19 protein-coding genes and 2 pseudogenes are annotated in these 17313 nt (G+C 44.4%); 7 read left to right on the top strand and 14 right to left on the bottom strand.

Annotation, left to right across the window (positions count from 1 at the left end; translation table 11 throughout):
* Nucleotides 1-449: 449 nt before the first annotated feature.
* Entirely contained in the window at nucleotides 450-1571 is a 1122-nt protein-coding gene (locus DSM107010_RS32050; protein WP_127024887.1) for a site-2 protease family protein, read from the top strand.
* Between the two features lie 648 nt (nucleotides 1572-2219).
* Here DSM107010_RS32050 and DSM107010_RS32045 read toward each other — a convergent pair.
* From DSM107010_RS32045 to DSM107010_RS32015, 8 genes are all read right to left on the bottom strand, one after another.
* On the bottom strand, nucleotides 2220-3410 hold the full coding sequence (locus DSM107010_RS32045) for a universal stress protein (RefSeq protein ID WP_241994427.1): 1191 nt from the start codon (nucleotides 3408-3410) through the stop codon (nucleotides 2220-2222).
* A gap of 97 nt (nucleotides 3411-3507) precedes the next feature.
* The gene (gene kdpC / locus DSM107010_RS32040; protein WP_106167663.1) at nucleotides 3508-4161 is read right to left on the bottom strand and encodes a K(+)-transporting ATPase subunit C; all 654 of its coding nucleotides are present in this window, start codon (nucleotides 4159-4161) and stop codon (nucleotides 3508-3510) included.
* Between the two features lies 1 nt (nucleotide 4162).
* Nucleotides 4163-4432, bottom strand: a complete 270-nt coding sequence (locus tag DSM107010_RS32035) for a potassium-transporting ATPase subunit F (RefSeq protein WP_106167664.1) — start codon at nucleotides 4430-4432, stop codon at nucleotides 4163-4165.
* A 55-nt stretch (nucleotides 4433-4487) separates the two neighbouring features.
* On the bottom strand, nucleotides 4488-6590 hold the full coding sequence (kdpB, locus tag DSM107010_RS32030) for a potassium-transporting ATPase subunit KdpB (protein WP_127024884.1): 2103 nt from the start codon (nucleotides 6588-6590) through the stop codon (nucleotides 4488-4490).
* Between the two features lie 88 nt (nucleotides 6591-6678).
* Nucleotides 6679-8361, bottom strand: coding sequence for a potassium-transporting ATPase subunit KdpA (kdpA, locus tag DSM107010_RS32025; protein ID WP_127024893.1), 1683 nt, complete (start codon nucleotides 8359-8361; stop codon nucleotides 6679-6681).
* A gap of 49 nt (nucleotides 8362-8410) precedes the next feature.
* Nucleotides 8411-8566: a hypothetical protein gene (locus tag DSM107010_RS40445; RefSeq protein WP_181246487.1), complete on the bottom strand. Its 156-nt coding sequence runs from the start codon at nucleotides 8564-8566 to the stop codon at nucleotides 8411-8413.
* Nucleotides 8567-8576: 10 nt separating this feature from the next.
* Complete coding sequence (locus DSM107010_RS32020) at nucleotides 8577-8816, bottom strand: hypothetical protein (protein WP_106169465.1); 240 nt, start codon at nucleotides 8814-8816, stop codon at nucleotides 8577-8579.
* Nucleotides 8809-9138: a TrkA C-terminal domain-containing protein gene (locus DSM107010_RS32015; protein WP_106169466.1), complete on the bottom strand. Its 330-nt coding sequence runs from the start codon at nucleotides 9136-9138 to the stop codon at nucleotides 8809-8811. The genes DSM107010_RS32020 and DSM107010_RS32015 overlap by 8 nt, the downstream gene beginning before the upstream one ends.
* Nucleotides 9139-9545: 407 nt before the next feature.
* Between DSM107010_RS32015 and DSM107010_RS32010 the strand changes: the two genes are divergently transcribed.
* The 6 genes and pseudogenes from DSM107010_RS32010 (at nucleotide 9546) to DSM107010_RS31990 (ending at nucleotide 13726) form a co-directional block, all read left to right on the top strand.
* On the top strand, nucleotides 9546-10058 hold the full coding sequence (locus tag DSM107010_RS32010) for a pentapeptide repeat-containing protein (RefSeq protein ID WP_106169467.1): 513 nt from the start codon (nucleotides 9546-9548) through the stop codon (nucleotides 10056-10058).
* 20 nt (nucleotides 10059-10078) lie between these two features.
* A pseudogene (locus DSM107010_RS43330) lies at nucleotides 10079-10150 on the top strand (4-Cys prefix domain-containing protein); the annotation flags it as partial.
* A gap of 15 nt (nucleotides 10151-10165) precedes the next feature.
* Complete coding sequence (locus DSM107010_RS32005) at nucleotides 10166-11446, top strand: serine/threonine-protein kinase (RefSeq protein ID WP_199755895.1); 1281 nt, start codon at nucleotides 10166-10168, stop codon at nucleotides 11444-11446.
* 33 nt (nucleotides 11447-11479) lie between these two features.
* Nucleotides 11480-11824: a hypothetical protein gene (locus DSM107010_RS32000; protein ID WP_127024879.1), complete on the top strand. Its 345-nt coding sequence runs from the start codon at nucleotides 11480-11482 to the stop codon at nucleotides 11822-11824.
* 124 nt (nucleotides 11825-11948) lie between these two features.
* Nucleotides 11949-13052, top strand: a complete 1104-nt coding sequence (locus tag DSM107010_RS31995; protein WP_106169469.1) for a sensor histidine kinase — start codon at nucleotides 11949-11951, stop codon at nucleotides 13050-13052.
* A 2-nt stretch (nucleotides 13053-13054) separates the two neighbouring features.
* Nucleotides 13055-13726 (top strand): response regulator transcription factor, encoded by a 672-nt coding sequence (locus DSM107010_RS31990; RefSeq protein WP_127024876.1) that lies wholly within the window; start codon nucleotides 13055-13057, stop codon nucleotides 13724-13726.
* Between the two features lie 295 nt (nucleotides 13727-14021).
* Here the strand turns inward: DSM107010_RS31990 and DSM107010_RS31985 are convergent, their stop codons facing one another.
* The 6 genes and pseudogenes from DSM107010_RS31985 to DSM107010_RS31960 form a co-directional block, all read right to left on the bottom strand.
* Nucleotides 14022-14258 (bottom strand): hypothetical protein, encoded by a 237-nt coding sequence (locus tag DSM107010_RS31985; protein ID WP_219888842.1) that lies wholly within the window; start codon nucleotides 14256-14258, stop codon nucleotides 14022-14024.
* Between the two features lie 66 nt (nucleotides 14259-14324).
* Nucleotides 14325-15483 (bottom strand): annotated as a pseudogene (locus DSM107010_RS43325) (ISH3 family transposase).
* Nucleotides 15484-15626: 143 nt separating this feature from the next.
* On the bottom strand, nucleotides 15627-16043 hold the full coding sequence (locus DSM107010_RS31975) for a secondary thiamine-phosphate synthase enzyme YjbQ (protein WP_106167670.1): 417 nt from the start codon (nucleotides 16041-16043) through the stop codon (nucleotides 15627-15629).
* 68 nt (nucleotides 16044-16111) lie between these two features.
* Nucleotides 16112-16654, bottom strand: a complete 543-nt coding sequence (locus DSM107010_RS31970) for a DUF2808 domain-containing protein (RefSeq protein ID WP_106167671.1) — start codon at nucleotides 16652-16654, stop codon at nucleotides 16112-16114.
* A 57-nt stretch (nucleotides 16655-16711) separates the two neighbouring features.
* Nucleotides 16712-16984, bottom strand: coding sequence for a hypothetical protein (locus DSM107010_RS31965; RefSeq protein ID WP_106167672.1), 273 nt, complete (start codon nucleotides 16982-16984; stop codon nucleotides 16712-16714).
* Nucleotides 16985-16994: 10 nt separating this feature from the next.
* The gene (locus DSM107010_RS31960; RefSeq protein ID WP_199755892.1) at nucleotides 16995-17288 is read right to left on the bottom strand and encodes an HAD family hydrolase; all 294 of its coding nucleotides are present in this window, start codon (nucleotides 17286-17288) and stop codon (nucleotides 16995-16997) included.
* Between the last annotated feature and the right edge of the window lie 25 nt (nucleotides 17289-17313).

The following is a 17313-nucleotide window of genomic DNA, read 5'->3' as shown; positions in this document are numbered from 1 at the left end:
CGAACAAGAGGCGGCGATCGCTGCTTACTACCGCGCAGCTGGAGAAGAAATGGAGCAACAAGATTTAGAATGAGAGCATTCACCTGCTTGGTAAAGCAGCAATCCCCATGATTAGAGTTGCAGTTGAGGCACGAGCAGCTCGTTCCAGTCGTTGTGTGTGACACTCATCACTAGCCTCGGTGCAACCGCAGCGATCACCTTCAAACAACAAGAATGAGAATATGTCGGGTCAATTTGTTCTCTGCTATCTCGAAGGCGCGATCGTTTTCCTGACGATGCTTGTTAACCGCACTTGAGCGGACGGATACTACGATAGTTAAATAGTTTAAAGCTTCTTTACAATTCGTTACACTAGATGGAGAAAGAGAGAAAAGGTCTGACGACAAGCCGTGTCGCGCCGATCCCCAACTGCTCAAATTCTTACAGTTCAAAGTTTAGAGGTGCTTTATATGAACGGCACTATTCGCGTTGGTAATCTATTTGGTATTCCCTTCTATATCGCCCCGTCCTGGTTTTTGGTTTTGGGCTTGGTGAGTTGGAGTTATACCAGTGGGTTAGCAACGCAGTTCCCAGCTTGGGGTAGTTTGCTACCCTTGTTGTTGGGATTAACTACCGCTCTATTGCTATTTGCTTCAGTCTTAGCGCACGAACTAGGACACAGTTTCGTTGCGATCGGGCAGGGAATTGAAGTTAAATCGATAACTTTATTTCTGTTTGGCGGTCTTGCCAGCCTGGAGAAAGAATCAAAAACTCCCAGTGAAGCGTTTTGGGTAGCGATCGCTGGTCCTTTAGTCAGTTTATTGTTGTTCGGGCTATTGACAACAATTAACGCCAGTGTCCCATTACTAGCACCTTTCGCCGCAGTTGTAGGAACGTTGGCTTACGTGAATTTGGCGTTGGCGCTGTTCAACTTAATTCCTGGCTTACCTTTGGATGGGGGTAACATCCTCAAAGCACTAGTTTGGAAAATTACGGGTAATCCTGAAAAAGGTGTTGTCTTTGCCAGTAGAGCCGGACAATTCATTGGCTGGCTGGCGATCGCAAGTGGCTTAATTCCCCTACTATTGTTTGGTAGTTTTGGTAACTTCTGGAACCTCATATTAGGTTGGTTTTTACTTCAAAACGCTACTAGGACTGCCCAATCTGCTACATTGCAGTCAATACTAAAGAGTTTTAAGGTAGCAGAGGCAGTAAATTTTGACAGCCCAATAGTATCAGCCGAGCTTTCTTTGAGAGAATTTGCTGATGAATCGATTCTCGATCATGGTAAGTGGGAGAGGTTTTTAGTCACCGATCTTGAAGGGCAACTGGTTGGTACGATGACTCTAGATGCTTTAAGAGTGGTTCCTACTTCACGTTGGGCAGAAACCCAAGTGAGAGAATTGATGCAACCGATCGAAGCATCGGCGATGATTCAATCCGAGCAATCGCTACTAGAAGCAGTAAAAATACTAGAACAACAGCAGCGCTCGGCGCTACCTGTAATTGGGGAGAATGGCATACTAGTTGGACTTTTAGAGAAAGCTGCGGTGCTGCGCTGGTTGCAAAAACGAGCACAAGCACCTGCTTGACAAATTCTGTCATTGCTCAAATCTCCCTCAGACTTTGAAATTCGTGCTTGGGGGAGTTTTTTTAGTTGAGTTTCTCAAGAAACACATTGAGTAGTCAATACGGTTCAGTTAAGCCTCAAACTCATGTAAGATAAGCATTGCTACCAAAATGCCATAACCACGCTCGGAGTGAATCCAACTTACTTGATGATTTTCAGCAAAAAATCTCTTGGCTGCCTTCGTATCCCTGCGTTTGGACATCAAGATATTTAAAACCTAACCGTGCTCGTCTACCGCCCGCCGAGCGCCAATATACTTCTCCCCTAATTTCTACTCTCATCTCATCTAAATGTCACTTCCGACTTTGCTTGGAGCGACGACAACAGATTTCATTTACCATAAGTTTGCGCGAACTTATCATTCCAATCCCTTAACGTCTCATAAGTGACTTCTATGCCTAGATACAGCATCATCTTCTCTACGTCTCGGTAGCTGAGGGAAAACGAATTGGAAAGCCAGACACAGTAGCCAATCGTCTCGGACCAAAAGCGGTAACGATGGTACAAGTCAGGTTTTGTAGTCATGAAAGGAAATTATCCCATCAACTGCTATCCCTGTTACCTTCTACTTAATTTGACAATATCCATCTCTCTTGTCTCCCTTGTCCTTTTACAGTGGTGCGTTTACAGTGGATTGAGAGCAGGGCTCTTTTTTATCGGTGGCGATGATGTGCAGATCGACATTTTTTAGCAGTCGGACTAACTTTTGAGTGAGGGAACCTTTTAGTAAGATTTTCCAGCGCGATCGCTGGCTTTCGCCAATGACAATTTGGGTAATGTGATATTTACAAGCGACATCGGCGATCGCTTGGGCAATATCATGGCTTTTGACGCGCATGAAACTACCGCCAAATTCTTGACACAATTTTTCACAAGTCTCAACGTGCAAGCTTTCTTCTCTGGAAAGAAAGCGGTCTGACTCTTCGACAAACACAGTATAGAGCGGTGCATTAGCATATCCGGCAATTCTTGCACCTCGGCGCAACAGTTGTACCGAGTTAGGATAAGTAGATATGCATACTAAGACCCGCTCGTGAATGTTACAGTATTGCCCGTCCATTGTTCTATTACTGGTAGCACGAGCATCCAGTTCTAAAGCATCATCTTCTACATTATCCGCTACTTCTCGTAGTGCTAATTCTCTTAAAGCGATTAGGTTGCGGCGTTGGAAGAAATTTTGCAAACATTGGTCAATTTTATTAGTAGCGTAGATTTTGCCTTCCAGTAATCTCTCTTCCAAAGTTTCTGGGGTGACATCGACTACCACTACCTCATCTGCTTCGTCTAACAAGCGATTGGGAACTCGCTCTCGCACTACGATTCCTGTGATCCGCGCCACTAAATCGTTGAGACTTTCGAGGTGTTGAATGTTAACAGTCGAGTAAACATCAATGCCCGCTCTTAAAATATCTTCTACATCTTGATAGCGTTTTTCATATTTAGAACCAGGGACGTTTGTATGAGCCAGCTCATCTACCAAAACTAATTGAGGCGATCTCTGAATAATCGCCTCCGTATCCATTTCGGTTAATGTCAATCCGCTACGCAAAATTTGCTGGCGGGGGATTATTTCTAACCCTTCCACTTTTTGAGCTGTTTCCTTGCGCCCGTGGGTTTCTAGTAAACCTACGACCACATCAATACCTTCGCGTCTCAGCCTATGACCTTCTTCCAGCATTCGGAAAGTCTTCCCTACCCCTGGAGCCATACCGATGAAGATTTTGTGTTTGCCTCGTTTCATCGGACGACTGTTATAACTTCCACTGGGACTGACACTTAGTATCTCACGGCGAACGCTCATAAAGATGCATGACTCTACTAAACTTAATTATCTTTTAACTATTTTGCCATTTCCTCATACATTTTTTGTGTATTGAGCAAACTGCTCTAAATGCCGTTTACTTCTTCGCCGCCGTGAGAACATCTAATTCTTGATTTAACTTCAATACATTTACCCCAGGTTCGCCAAATATTCCTAGAAATCTGCCTTGGGTATGCTTGTTTACCAGAGGTACGATTTCATCGGGAGAGATATTTCGTGTCTTTGCTACCCGTGCTATTTGTGCTGCTGCTGCTTCTAATGTAATGTGGGGATCTAGGCTAGAACCAGAAGTGTATACAAGGTCGGCAGTTGGTTCAATTCCCGCTGCCCTTAATTGCGGAATCGCTCCTTCAATTTGATTTTTCGGATCTGGATCGTCTTTGCCTTGAATGCGATCGAGTAAGGCTGGGTTACTGGGAGCGTAGTTGCTAGCACCAGACACGCCAGTAGTTTGACCGACATTTTCTGGATCGCGTTCTTGGGCTGTAAAACTGCTATAGTTTGTCGTACTGGGACGACTTTGAAAATAGCGATCGCTGGTGAAAACTTGACCGATTAAAGCCGAACCTGCTGGTTGTCCTTGAAGATTCGGGACGATGCTACCGTTCGCCTGGTAAGGAAAGAAAACTTGTCCTACCACTAAGATTACTAAAGGATAGATAATCGCCGTTAAGATCCAGAGAACTAGAGTCATCCGTACCGCTCTAGAAGCTTCTCCTGCAATAGACATATTAATAACGCTCCGGTCGAAATACAACATCAAATAAGTAAACTACTAATCCCAAAGTGACGAAACCTAGTATTCCTAAAGCATAAGCTTGAGTGCGTTGCCAACCGTCGCCAGTAGCAGCATAAACTACTGGAGCAAGAATTGCGTTCAGGGATAAAACGAGGAAAATTACAATCGGTAATTTATGCCGATGCCAATTGAATGAATTGTTAATGGATAATGAGTAATTGGTAGTTTGTGGCTGTTTTTTTGAATAAGAATGTCGTTTCATCTATTTTTTCCTCTTCAACATATTCATCTACGTCCATCTGCTTTTAAAATTACCATTACGCCAATCCTACCGCCGTTACTACAAGATCGATTAACTTAATAGCAATAAACGGCGCAATTACCCCACCCAAGCCGTAAAGCAAAATATTACGTTGGAGTAATTGATTAGCTGATAGCGGTCTAAACTTCACCCCCGTTAATGCTAATGGAATCAAAGCGGGGATAACTAGAGCATTGTAAATTAATGCTGATAATACGGCTGAGTTTGTACTAGTCAAACCCATAATATTGAGACTTTCTAGCCTAGCTGAAGCAAAAATGACAGGGATAATTGCAAAATATTTAGCAATATCATTGGCAATAGAAAAAGTCGTCAGCGCCCCACGGGTAATTAGCAGTTGTTTACCTATAGTGACGATATCAATTAACTTCGTCGGATCGGAGTCCAAATCGACCATATTTGCCGCTTCTTTCGCGGCTTGCGTGCCCGAATTCATTGCTACACCTACATTCGCCTGTGCTAATGCTGGCGCGTCATTCGTTCCATCCCCCGTCATTGCCACTATTTTACCTTGTGCTTGTTCCCGTTGAATCACTTCGATTTTGTCTTCGGGAGTGGCTTCGGCAATAAAGTCATCAACTCCCGCTTCTTGAGCAATTACACTAGCAGTAACGCGGTTGTCACCAGTTAACATGACCGTGCGTACACCCATGCGCCGCAACTGATCGAAGCGATCGCGGATGCCTGGCTTGACGATATCTTTGAGATAAATTACGCCGTAAATCTCGCCATTGAGCGCCACTGCTAGGGGCGTACCACCTAGTTGAGAAATACGTTCGTAGGCGGCATCGAGTTCGGGAGTTTCTTTACCGTTACGCGATCGCACGAAACCTTTAATCGCGCCTACCGCACCTTTACGTACCTCGCTGCCATCGGGTAGATTCGTCCCACTCATGCGAGTTTTAGCAGAAAATTCAATTCCTTCAGCAGCGTTGCGATCGAAGTCTACCGTTGCTCCCAATTTTTCCGCTAGACGAACGATTGATTTGCCTTCGGGTGTATTGTCAAATACGCTAGCTGCCAAAGCCACCCGTGCAATGTCATTCATGGAATGACCGTTAACAGGTACAAACTCTTCTGCCAGACGATTGCCTAGCGTGATCGTGCCTGTTTTGTCTAAAATCAGAGTGTTGACATCGCCGCAAGCTTCTACGGCGCGTCCAGAGGTGGCTATAACGTTAAATTGCGCTACCCGATCCATGCCGGCAATCCCGATCGCGCTCAATAAACCACCAATTGTGGTTGGGATGAGTGCGACTAATAAGGCGATTAAAATTGCAATACTGACAGGGCTGCTGACATAGTTAGCGACTGGGGGTAACGTTGCGACAACGAATAGAAACACCAATGTTAGAACCGCCAATAATACCGTTAGCGCAATTTCATTCGGAGTTTTAGCGCGTTCTGCCCCTTCTACCAAGGCAATCATGCGATCGATAAAGCCTTTGCCAGGATCGGCGGTAATGCGAATGCTCAATTCGTCCGAGAGAATGCGCGTCCCACCCGTGACGGAACTAGCCACATCCGAACCTGGTTCTTTCAATACGGGTGCAGATTCTCCCGTAATTGCCGATTCATCTACGGAAGCCACGCCATTTAAGACTTCTCCATCGGCGGGGATGATATCACCTGCAACCACCTTCACCATATCGCCGCGATGCAGTTGGGTGGAAGAAATTTCTTGAATCGAGCCATCGGGTAAGAGTTTCTTGGCAATTGTATCTGATTTCGTCGATCGCAAAGCATCGGCTTGCGCCTTGCCTCGCCCTTCTGCTACGGCTTCGGCAAAGTTAGCAAAGACAACGGTGAAGAATAAAATTAGCGCAATTAATCCGTTAAAGAATCGCAGGTTTTCGCCTTGGACTGGACCAAATAAATTGGGGTCAAATGTCATCAAAATGGTGACGATCGTACCCACGTAAACCACGAACATGACGGGATTTTTCAACATCACGCGCGGCTTGAGCTTGACAAAAGATTCTTTTATTGCTCTCTTGTAAAGCCCTTTCGTGTCTACTTTAGGTGTATGCTTGCGATCGCCGCGAGGTCCGTGCGGTCTGGGACGTGGTGGTTTTGACGTAGAAGTTGCAGAATCCATATTTGAGGCGAGTGGTTAATTGTTAATTGCTAATGACTGATAACTAATGGCGATCGACAACGAAAAATTAGCTATTAGCCTTTTTCTTCTAAGTGCCAGATGCGAGTCGAAATCCTTCAGCAATTGGTCCTAAAGCAAGTACGGGGAAGAATGTGAGTACGCCGAGGATCAAAATTACGCCAGCCGTAACACCTGTAAATAGCAGCGTATCGGTTCTCAAAGTCCCAGCAGTTTCTGGTACTGGTTGTTTACGCATCATGCTGTCGGCTAAGAGTAGCAGGGCAACAATTGGTAAGTAACGCCCTGCTAATAAGCTGAAACAAGCACTCAAATTCCACCACAGGGTTGCATCTCCCAATCCTTCAAAGCCAGAACCATTGTTAGCGGCGGCTGAGGTGTATTCGTAGACAACTTGAGAAATACCATGAAAACCAGGGTTGCTGATGCCAGCTAGGGTATCGGGAAAGGCAAGGGTAATTGCACTAGGAATTAAAATCGCGATCGGGTGGACGAGTAGGATAACGCTGGCGAGGACAATTTCTCTTTTTTCAATTTTGCGTCCGAGAAATTCTGGGGTTCTACCTACCATCAATCCTGTCAGAAACACGGTCAAGATTAGGTAAACAAACAAATAAGCAGTTCCCGTACCTTGACCGCCCCAAACCATTTGGACGAACATATTAAATAAAGTGGAAAAGCCACCAGTTGGCATGAGAGAATCATGCATTCCATTGACTGCACCGCACATCGTTCCGGTAGTCAAAACTGCCCACAGTGCTGTTTCTGCCCAACCAAATCTAACTTCTTTTCCTTCTAAGTTAGGACTATCGCCAATTAAGTTATTTACGAGAGGGTTGCCTTGGTATTCACCTACTCCTGTCACCACAACTAAGGTGGTAAAAATAATAAATACCATCCAAAACAGCAGCCATCCTTGCTTTTTATTGTTAGCAAAGATACTGTAGGTGATAATTAAAGCGGCTGGGATACATACCATCGCAATAATTTCTACCAGGTTGGTAAAGGCATTTGGGTTTTCATAAGGGTGAGCGGAGTTAATCCCAAAAAAGCCACCGCCATTTTCTCCTAGCTCTTTAATAATTTCAAAATGGGCAACTGGTCCTCTGGCGATGACTTGGGTTGCACCCTCTAAAGTTGTAACTGTGGCTGGTGCTGCTAGAGTTTCTGGTACGCCTGCAATTAATAACGCGATCGCGCCCACAATTGAAATTGGCAGTAAAATTCGCGTAATCGCTCGCACGAGATCGACATAGAAATTACCCAAGGGTCTACCTGTTAAACCGCGTATAAAAGCAATTCCTACTGCTAGTCCTGTCGCCGCCGAGGTAAACATATGATACGCCAGCGCCAACACCTGAGAGCCATAGCTCAGAGTCGTCTCGCCAGAATAATGTTGTTGGTTTGTATTAGTAATGAATGAAATTGTCGTGTGTAGTGCTAAGTCCCAGCTAGGCGCACCCAAATTTGTCGGATTCAGGGGTAGCCATCCCTGATTCATAATTAAGAAAAAGACTAAAATACCCATGACGATGTTGCTGTAAAGTATCGCCTGGGCGTATTGCCAGCCAGTCATGTCATCTTTAGCACGAACGCCACCTAATGCGTAAATAACGCGCTCTATGGGGTTCGCTACCGGATCGAGTATTGTTTGCTTCTGTAAGAAAACATTAGCCATGTAGCTCCCGAAAAAGGGAGTAATGGCTACTAATATGACTAGCGTTAATGCAATTTGGAAAAATCCTTGCCACATATACCACATATATATTTTTTAACTTGATTGCTTTTGCCAAGCAGCTCTATCAGAATATTATCGTCGGTTTGCTTGGGTTTCTCAGCAACAGCCTATACACGTTTAGCTCGTGCTGTGTTTTACTATTCTGTAAAACAGAAGATTGTGGCGTTTCATTTGCTTTATTTTCTTCTGCTTTGGAGTTGAGCGAACGATCGGCATCCATTTGATAATTCCTATGTTTTAGATGTGAGCTGTTTTATTGTAGAAGCACGCCGCCAAGTACTCTTAAATAACATCTTTTTACCTAACCGAAAACCTTGGCTGTTTGTCTTCGGTTCGCCAGCAATAACGAATGGCTCAAAAACTGCTCTATCGGATGACAAAAATCGTTCTCTGAAACTATCTATCCCAGGAAAGATTTCTGCTAAGAACAGTAGGGTTATAGCAGCTTGATACAATCCTCTACTACACATATATCTCAACTAAATCTTTTGTCAACAATAGGTGATTTTGCTCCCAGTTGAGACTACATCTTAAAGGAGACCAAGAAACAGGATGAGTCTTTCTCAAAACCATTTTAAGTGCTGGAACTACAGCAGGAACGAGCGCCAAAGCCAGTAAGTAATCTCCATATCGGATAGTAGGTTCGTTACCAGCTAATATCAGCTGTTCTTTTCTCATCAAACCTACAAAAACACAATTTTTAGGTAGTTGTATGCGCGATAAATCTATACCAGAGTAAACACTATTCTCTTGAATAGTGACCCCAACTAGATTCGGCTCTCCAAAACTCATATGTTTGACCTATCAGCCAAATATTGATTGCTTTTCATAAGCTAGCTGATGTTGCTTAAGTTTCACAATTAAGTTTAGGTATAAATTTTTTAATGCTGCTGTTTATACCGACGGTAATAACAATAGCAGCGATCGCATACACTAAACTATATATATAATTTATTTTCTTTCTATATCAGAAGGTATATTTAGCACTAAACGCTAGCTAAACGCTGCCTGCTATAGAGCTAAACAGGAAGATATATCAGCGATCGCATGAATTCCATAACTAGGAATGGCAGAATAAAACTGATAAAAGTAAAAAACGTTTACCTACAAATTCTGTATAGAGCTAAGTATTAAGAAATCCAAGTATTAAGAAATCGCTGTTTAGACATTTCATAGTACTTTGCCCACAAGCGTGACATATGCTGACCTTTTTCATACGTTCTGTAACTGCTGTATCGTTTACGCTAACCACATCTCTGCTAGCAGGATACGACGGAGATTTTATCAGACAACCAAATCTCCAAAAGTTGCAAGCAGATAAGGAGTGTATCGGATGCGACTTGTCGCAAGCAAATTTAGTTGCAGCAAATTTATCCGGAATCAATCTTAGAGCAGCTAATTTACAGGGAGCCGATTTAAGAGGAGCCAATTTAGCAGGAGCAGATTTAGAATGGGCAGATCTTAGAGGTGCAAATTTAACAGGAGCTAATTTAACTAGAGCCAACTTAGAAAATACCTCTATGAGCGGAATCAATTTGCAGAACGCAAATTTACAACAATCTAATTTGAAAAGAACCGATCTGCGAAACGCTAACTTGACTAGTGCTAACTTGCTCGATAGCGCGATCGCTATCAACAGGAGTGCCATCCTTTGCAACACTACGCTACTCGATGGAAGTATGTCAAGGCGCGATTGTCATCGCAACAAGTAACGGAATTCTTACCTTCTAATATGAGCTACTGCTTCAACCTCACTTGTTCGCATCCACAGAATCCTTCAAATGTAGAGTTCTGTCAGAGCTGTAAGTCCTCATTACTTTTGCAACAACGATACCGCATCCTCAAACCAATGGGTCAAGGCGGAATGGGGAGAACTTTTTTGGTTGTAGATGAATCCTATGCGTCTAAATCCCTATGCGTACTCAAGCAATTTTTACCTCAATTTCACATTTGCGATCGCCAGCAGCAAGCTTTGGCACGATTTGATCGAGAAGCCCTACGACTAGAAGCTTTGGGTCAACATCCTCAGATTCCGCACTTACTAGATCGCTTCGAGCAAGACGGACACCAATACCTCGTGCAAGAGTTTGTAGACGGGCGAACCCTGGAACAAGAATTTGCTGAGGAAGGTGCTTTCGATGAAAGTAAAATTAGACAGTTACTTAACGATTTGTTGCCTGTTTTACACTTCATCCACAGCCGCAATATCATTCATCAAGACATTAAGCCTGCAAACGTTATTCGCCGTAGCAGCGACGGTCAATTAGTATTAGTTGATTTTAGTGTAGCTAAGTGTGCTACTGGTCCAGCATTAGGACAGACTGAAACAATTATTGGTAGTGCAGAATACGCCGCACCAGAACAAATTAGGGGTAAGGCAACGTTTGCTAGCGATCTTTACAGTTTGGGAGTAACTTGCATCCATTTATTGATTCAAGTACCTCCCTTCGATATATTTGATAGTAGTGAAGATAGTTGGGTATGGCGATGTTATCTGGGCTTACCAGTCAGCGATCGCCTCGGTCAGATCCTCGCTCGCCTATTGCAAAATTCTACTAGATGGCGCTATCAATTGGCGACAGAAGTTATTAGAGATTTGAATGCTGAGTTCTTACAAAATCCAATCTGCCCAACTATAGCTGCGTCGCAGCAAAGCAATTTCGCTCCTGTATTGAATTCAAAAACTAAAGTTAAAGCTTTAAACTTAATTAACTCATTTCTTACTAAGTCGCCGGAATTCTCTGTAACTGTATTCGAGCCACAGACTCGCTGTTGGTATCGCATCCAAAATGCCGGCGAGGATTCAGCATCAGTTCAAGATACAGCACTCCTTTTTCAATTGCAAACAGCGATTCCATTATCTGACACTCGTACCAAAACTGCGCCTCAAGTTTCGGCAGTGGAAGCAAAAAATATTCGCAAAAGCTCTAGACTATTTTTAGATTTAGTTTGGTTAACAACTATAGGTTTAGCAATATTTACTTGCCTAAGCTTAGGAATAAAATCACACCCGCCTGCATTCGACTTAAAAGTAGAGCTTTCTCAAATTTGCTTTTTGCCAAATCTTCAACTCATTCAACCTTTACTAAACCTGAAATGACTCAGTGATTCTTAAAATAGGCAAAGATTTCGTATGCGTACCTTAGAGGTTTTTTCAATTGAAACAAGGCAGCCGAGGCTCGATCGATCTACTGATAATATACCTGGGAGAGGGGATTCACCCGATCTATCTCTATTATTGGCTTCCCATACCCAAGCACTAGCAGTCATATTTGTTGCGGTGATTCTTTTAGTTTTGAGGAAAGTTATCAAAGGAAAAAATAGATTTTCTCAGAACTACCGTTTGCGGGAAGTTAACGAAATTCCCTGTCGTAAATGTCGTTTCTTTTGCCAAAGTAACTATCTCCAATGTGCTGTTAACCCTTCTAAAGTTCTAACTCTAGCCGCACTCAATTGCCCTGATTATTTTCCTAAGTAGAAGTGTTCTTGGTTAACAAATCTTTTGAATTAAGAGTAATATAATATTAAGAATATTAAGTATAATAGTATCTAAGTCTTGCAGACTCATCCCGTTCGCCTTCTGCTTTGAGATAGAACTTTGAATGAGGCATCGCTTAATTAAGGACGAAACCTTTGTATCCGATAGAAAATTTAGGTGGAGTTCGCTGTGGCAAGTTGTCAGCCTATTTATAGTGGTGTTGATTCTAGAGTTCGTTACTCCCGTAGATTATGTTTTTGGCTATCTTTATACGGGACCGATTTTAATTTCTGCTTCCCGTTTGGGTAGGAAAGCAACATTTTACGCTACCCTCATTGCTGTAGTTTTAACGATTTTAAACTTGTGGATTCCTGGGGACGAACTCGTGCAACCCTCTACATTGGCTAGCCGCATCATTGCCGCGATCGCTCTGATTGTGACAGGAATTCTGAGCGATCGCAATCGTCAATACGAACAGGCGATCGCGCAGCAGCAAATTCAGTTACAATCCCAGGAGGAATTGGCTAGAGTCAGAGAAGATTTCGCCTCTACACTCACCCACGACTTGAAAACTCCCTTATTAGGAGCAATTGAAACTCTCAAGGCATGGGAACAAGGAAAATTCGGTACGGTTACGCCTACTCATTACAAGATACTAGAAAAGATGATCCGCTCGCATCAATCTACCTTACAACTGGTAGAAACGCTGCTGGATGTTTATCGCAACGATACGGAAGGATTGCAATTACAATTAGCATCTGTGGATTTAGTCGCAGTTGCACAAGCAGCGATCGCTTCCTTGACAGATCTCGCCTCCTCGCGTCAGGTTTATATTAATTTGGGGTACGGAGACTCAGATTTTCGCCGTGCCATGTGGGTTCAGGGTGATGCGCTGCAATTAGAACGGGTGTTTACTAATCTCCTGACCAACGGCATCAATCATTCCCGTCGCGGTGGTAAGGTAGAGGTGGTGCTGGAATCTCAGGCAGGATATTGCGTCGTCAAAGTTGTGGATAACGGGTTGGGAATTACTAGCGAACAATTACCGCATCTATTTGAACGATTTTACCAAGGACATAGCGATCGCCAAGCAAAAGGTTCTGGGTTGGGATTATACTTGACAAGGCAAATTATCACCGCGCATGGAGGTAAAATTTGGGCAGAGAATCGTTTACCTCAAGGCGCACTGTTCTGTTTTCGCTTACCCGCTTTGTCAGTTTATACATAAGAATGTCTCCTTGCTTACGGTTACTCCTGGTTGAAGATGACGAACTGTTTCGCCTCGGTTTAGAAGTCAAATTACAACAAGAATCGGGTATTGAAATTGTCGCCGAAGCGGTGGATGGGGAAACAGCCGTTGAGATGGTACAGCGCCACGTCCTCGATGTGGTATTACTGGATGTAGGTTTACCTGGAATTGGTGGTGTAGAGGCGTGTCGGCAAATTAAACAGCAAAATCCTCAGTTACCAGTTTTAGTCTTAACTTCCCATTCCCAAAAGTCTTTGATTGCGCGATTGATTGCCGCAGGAGCGGCGGGTTATTGTTTGAAAGGGATTGCTGCCGAGACTTTGATTTTAGCAATTCGTTCGGTTGCGTCTGGTGCGTCTTGGTGGGATCGCACGGCAACTACAGAAATTCGCACTACATTCGATCGTAACCTAGATACGAGTGAGGCGATCGCCTCCACAGCAAAAACTATCCCACCGCTAACGCAACGGGAGCAAGAAATTCTAGCCTTGATTGCGGCAGGGAAGTCCAATCAAGAAATCGCTGCTACCCTATACATTACCCCAGGCACGGTCAGGGTACACGTTCATACCATTATCCAGAAATTAGGAGTGCGCGATCGTACCCAGGCGGCGGTGTTGGCAATTCAAAAAAAACTAGGAAAGCAAAGTTAACTGGAGAAGTTGCTGTTCTAGAGATGTTAAATAGGTAGTATAGAAATCGACAAAACTACCCGAATTTCTGTAAGCTGTATTGAGGCGATATAAAGCTGTCTTACAACTGGTTGCGGGTTTTGTGTAAAAGTTGATGTGAAATATTGAGCGGCAAGGTCAAGCTGAGCCTTTAAGGGGAAAGAACGCTCTATTGTGATACGCTTCTAGGCTTTTTTCCCCAGTATCCCCGTTTCCCAGGCACGACAAATCTGGGTCTTGAGCGCCGAGACCTTTTGGAGACTGGATGACGAGAACTTTAGCTCTGGCAGAAATGCCGGAGATTAATCATCGTGTATGCTAAACTTTTCAAGGCATAGTGCAATTGACTGATCCGCTCGAAGCGCAGCAGTAAACGCCGAAACTTATCTTCCCAAGCGAACACTCGCTCGCTCGTGTTAAACCGTTCTTGAAAAATAGCCGGGTTGAAAATCGGCTGGCGTCCCCGTTTCAGAGTCTTTCTCCCACGGCGATTTTCAGGAATGTTGGGAACCATGCCCCGATTGAAAATCGCTTTCCGGTTCGCTCGGCTATCGTAGGCAGTATCAGTAGATCAACAAGTTCAGCTAGGCAGCGGTAAAAAAATGGCTGGAATCACCGGAAACTGACGCTCTATGGCATGGGATAAGAACTCTAGCATGGTGTTGAGGGGAAATAAATCCCGATAGACTAGACAAACTCCGGGTTTGCGACGACTAACAAAGTGCCAGAGCAAATACACCCATAAATTAACTAACACAAACGCCAATGCAACAAATAAGAGGCGGACAACAGGATTTTTGGTGGTCGTGCGAATGCGACAATGATTCTTGATTCGATAGCTGGTTTCAATGCCAAAGCGGCAGCGATAATCCTGATGCAGTGTGGAGAGAGATACTTTTGTGCCGTGAATGACGTAGAGCAAGTACCCAACGCCACATCGTCCACGTTGACCGCGTTGGTAGCGACAGACAATGCCCAGATTGCACTCTACCGTGCCGTAGGAGCCACTCAAGTTGTAACGGCTGAAATAACTCTTGCGCCCCTTGAGCAATTGGCGCGTACCGCCGTGCTTACCTCGGACAATAGCTGGCATGACAAACGGCAAGTTGAGCGCCTTGAGCCAACGAATCACGGCTACACTGAAAAAGCCACGCTCCAGATACAAACGCTTGATGCGTAAGCGCAGGGGAACCAGGGCGGCGAGCAGATAGGTCAGGGTTGCCAAAGAGCGTTTCTTGTCGATGCACCGCATGAACTGCCAGCGTGACACGCTTATTTCGAGCAATCACATAAACCGTAGCATAAGCGAAGAACTTCGTTGTCCCTGCTTTGGCTTGAGCGCGGTAAATGTAAGGCTGTTCTATCTCGCTGGGGGTGCCATAGTACGGAAGCAGATGCAAGTCGATGGCAAGCCGCTGTTTGCCTTTGGCGATTCGAGGCGGTACCCGACTTTGTAATGTCTGATTCAATTGCGCTTCCAAGCTCTGCATATGGTTGAGTTTATCGAGATGGTAGCGGATTGTATTTCCACTCGGCACCCCTTGCAATCGTTGTGTTGTATGTTCAATGCTGTCTTGCTTGCTGGCCGCTCGAATCAAGATTTGCATCAGGGTTTCGGGGCTACACGCGCCTTGTGTCGGAATCGTCAAGTGCTCCAGTAGACAATCGAGCGTTGCTGACAAGGTAGTTTCATCGGTGAGCGCAGGCTCCACAGATAATGAGGATGGGGACAGAGGCATGGCTATTTTTCGATTTATGCTTAGCCTGACTCTACCCTTTTCCTAGAGGATTTTCGATCTACTGAAATTAGCTCTTGGCTTATAGCAAAAATGGCACGAGCCTTGTCTTCTGCGTAAGTCTCGGCAGTCACAGCACTTTTCAACTATTCTCCATAAACCGTCACAACAATCTTTCTCTGTCGCGGCTTGATGTCGCATTCAAGATGGAAGATCTGCTGCCAGGTTCCAAGCTGTAACTTACCCTCATGTACTGGCACAGTTAGAGAAGGTCCCAGCCACGTTGCCTGCAAATGAGAATGTCCGTTGCCGTCATGCCACATTTGCTCGTGTCCGTATTCTCGGCTCGGTGGAATCAGCTTATTGAGAAGTTCGGGTAGGTCGCGTTGCAGTCCTGGCTCAAATTCAATTGTGCCGATGCTTGCCGTGCTACCAATGTTGAAAATGTGAACCATTCCCGTTTTAATCCCAGAATTTTTCACAATTCGACTAACTTCATCAGTTAGGTCATGCATATCTCCATGACTTTTGGTGGAAATTTCGATTTGCGACTGATGAACTATGACTGATAACGCCCTTCCACTTTCTAGTCATGTTACATGGAAGTATTTTGGTTGTAGCAATCAATCGCTTAAAATGTACCGCCAGGACTAGTAAATTGAAACCTTCCCAAACCAAGATACTGGCTGCGAACTTTCTCTCCTGGTGGGAACGCTGCGACTTTAAATAAGTAAACGCCACCGAAGGAAGGATTCTTTACCGAACGCAGTCGAATTGTCACTGTCTGTCCTGGTGGTACTGGTGGATTAAATCCAATCGAGATCGTTTTTTGTTGGCGATCGTTCGCGATCTCGCCCAAAGTTAGCTCTGGTTCGGTTTTCGTTTCTGCGCGAATACCTTTTAAGTTAAATGCTAAGTTTTCTTTTCCAAGCTGTTGAGTCAACGTGATTTTTTGCAATGGTTCTCCCGCAGCTTGAGGTAAATGAATTGTGAAATAGTAGCTAGCTGATACCCCAGGACTGATATCTGTAACTCTGGCTTTAACGAGTTGCGGGGGTTGTACGAATTGAATCGTGCCATCTCTTAACTTCACAGCTTGGACGCTTGGCGCTCCTAATACTCCTAAGCTGGCAAGTAGAGTCAACCCCAAGCCTAACCTTTTACTAACTTTCATTGCATTGATAGATTAGCCATTTAACTCTACTGTAGTTGGGGTTTTCAGCTTCCATCTCTAGTCCGTTAATTTTAGTCTTTCATGCCAAGTAGCAATAGATTCATCGGGATAGCGTTGATGATAACGATCGCCTGCAACTTCAGGAATCTCCGCCCAACTCACCGCGAAATCAATCATAAAGTGGGTGCGTTTTGGTGGTTTAGGTAGATCGGTATTGATTGCCCTAGCTTTGGGGTGCATTAACTCTGGGTAGCTCAAAGCGTATACCGAATGGTACGCGCGGTTTCGCGCAAGTCTTTCGCCAAACCCTGATAAATTGAGATGCAGCATTAGCTGGGGACTACTTGAGCGGCGAGGAGTCGTAGTGTGCCAGCAGATCGGCTATATTTTGGTAGATAGCAATACAACCTGCTTGACGTAAGTTTTCTGCTGAAAAACCACCAGAAAGTACACCAATCGTGCGTAAGTGAGCCTTGCTTGCAGCTTCTGCGTCATAGGGTGTATCGCCCACAACAATGGCACGATCGGGAGCAATGTTACCTAACTTATCCAGCGTGACCAAGAAGACATCCGGCTCTGGCTTAGGATCGTGGATTAAATAACCTGTAATTCTGGCTGAGCAGTGTAATTCCACTGAGGCAAGAATTCATCAAAGACAA

Source organism: Chroococcidiopsis cubana SAG 39.79, assembly GCF_003991895.1.
In the GTDB taxonomy this organism is placed as follows: domain Bacteria; phylum Cyanobacteriota; class Cyanobacteriia; order Cyanobacteriales; family Chroococcidiopsidaceae; genus Chroococcidiopsis; species Chroococcidiopsis thermalis.
The sequence above is the reverse complement of the archived record's forward strand: the minus strand, read 5'-3'. Positions and strand labels throughout refer to the sequence as shown.

Excerpts from the sequence above, each read along its gene's own strand:
- DSM107010_RS32050 (WP_127024887.1), top strand. The coding sequence starts at position 450 with ATGAACGGCACTATTCGCGTTGGTAATCTATTTGGTATTCCCTTCTAT.
- DSM107010_RS32045 (WP_241994427.1), bottom strand. The coding sequence starts at position 3,410 with ATGAGCGTTCGCCGTGAGATACTAAGTGTCAGTCCCAGTGGAAGTTAT.
- kdpC (WP_106167663.1), bottom strand. The coding sequence starts at position 4,161 with ATGTCTATTGCAGGAGAAGCTTCTAGAGCGGTACGGATGACTCTAGTT.
- DSM107010_RS32035 (WP_106167664.1), bottom strand. The coding sequence starts at position 4,432 with ATGAAACGACATTCTTATTCAAAAAAACAGCCACAAACTACCAATTAC.
- kdpB (WP_127024884.1), bottom strand. The coding sequence starts at position 6,590 with ATGGATTCTGCAACTTCTACGTCAAAACCACCACGTCCCAGACCGCAC.
- kdpA (WP_127024893.1), bottom strand. The coding sequence starts at position 8,361 with ATGTGGCAAGGATTTTTCCAAATTGCATTAACGCTAGTCATATTAGTA.
- DSM107010_RS40445 (WP_181246487.1), bottom strand. The coding sequence starts at position 8,566 with ATGGATGCCGATCGTTCGCTCAACTCCAAAGCAGAAGAAAATAAAGCA.
- DSM107010_RS32020 (WP_106169465.1), bottom strand. The coding sequence starts at position 8,816 with ATGTGTAGTAGAGGATTGTATCAAGCTGCTATAACCCTACTGTTCTTA.
- DSM107010_RS32015 (WP_106169466.1), bottom strand. The coding sequence starts at position 9,138 with ATGAGTTTTGGAGAGCCGAATCTAGTTGGGGTCACTATTCAAGAGAAT.
- DSM107010_RS32010 (WP_106169467.1), top strand. The coding sequence starts at position 9,546 with ATGCTGACCTTTTTCATACGTTCTGTAACTGCTGTATCGTTTACGCTA.
- DSM107010_RS32000 (WP_127024879.1), top strand. The coding sequence starts at position 11,480 with ATGCGTACCTTAGAGGTTTTTTCAATTGAAACAAGGCAGCCGAGGCTC.
- DSM107010_RS31995 (WP_106169469.1), top strand. The coding sequence starts at position 11,949 with ATGAGGCATCGCTTAATTAAGGACGAAACCTTTGTATCCGATAGAAAA.
- DSM107010_RS31990 (WP_127024876.1), top strand. The coding sequence starts at position 13,055 with ATGTCTCCTTGCTTACGGTTACTCCTGGTTGAAGATGACGAACTGTTT.
- DSM107010_RS31985 (WP_219888842.1), bottom strand. The coding sequence starts at position 14,258 with ATGGTTCCCAACATTCCTGAAAATCGCCGTGGGAGAAAGACTCTGAAA.
- DSM107010_RS31970 (WP_106167671.1), bottom strand. The coding sequence starts at position 16,654 with ATGAAAGTTAGTAAAAGGTTAGGCTTGGGGTTGACTCTACTTGCCAGC.
- DSM107010_RS31965 (WP_106167672.1), bottom strand. The coding sequence starts at position 16,984 with ATGCTGCATCTCAATTTATCAGGGTTTGGCGAAAGACTTGCGCGAAAC.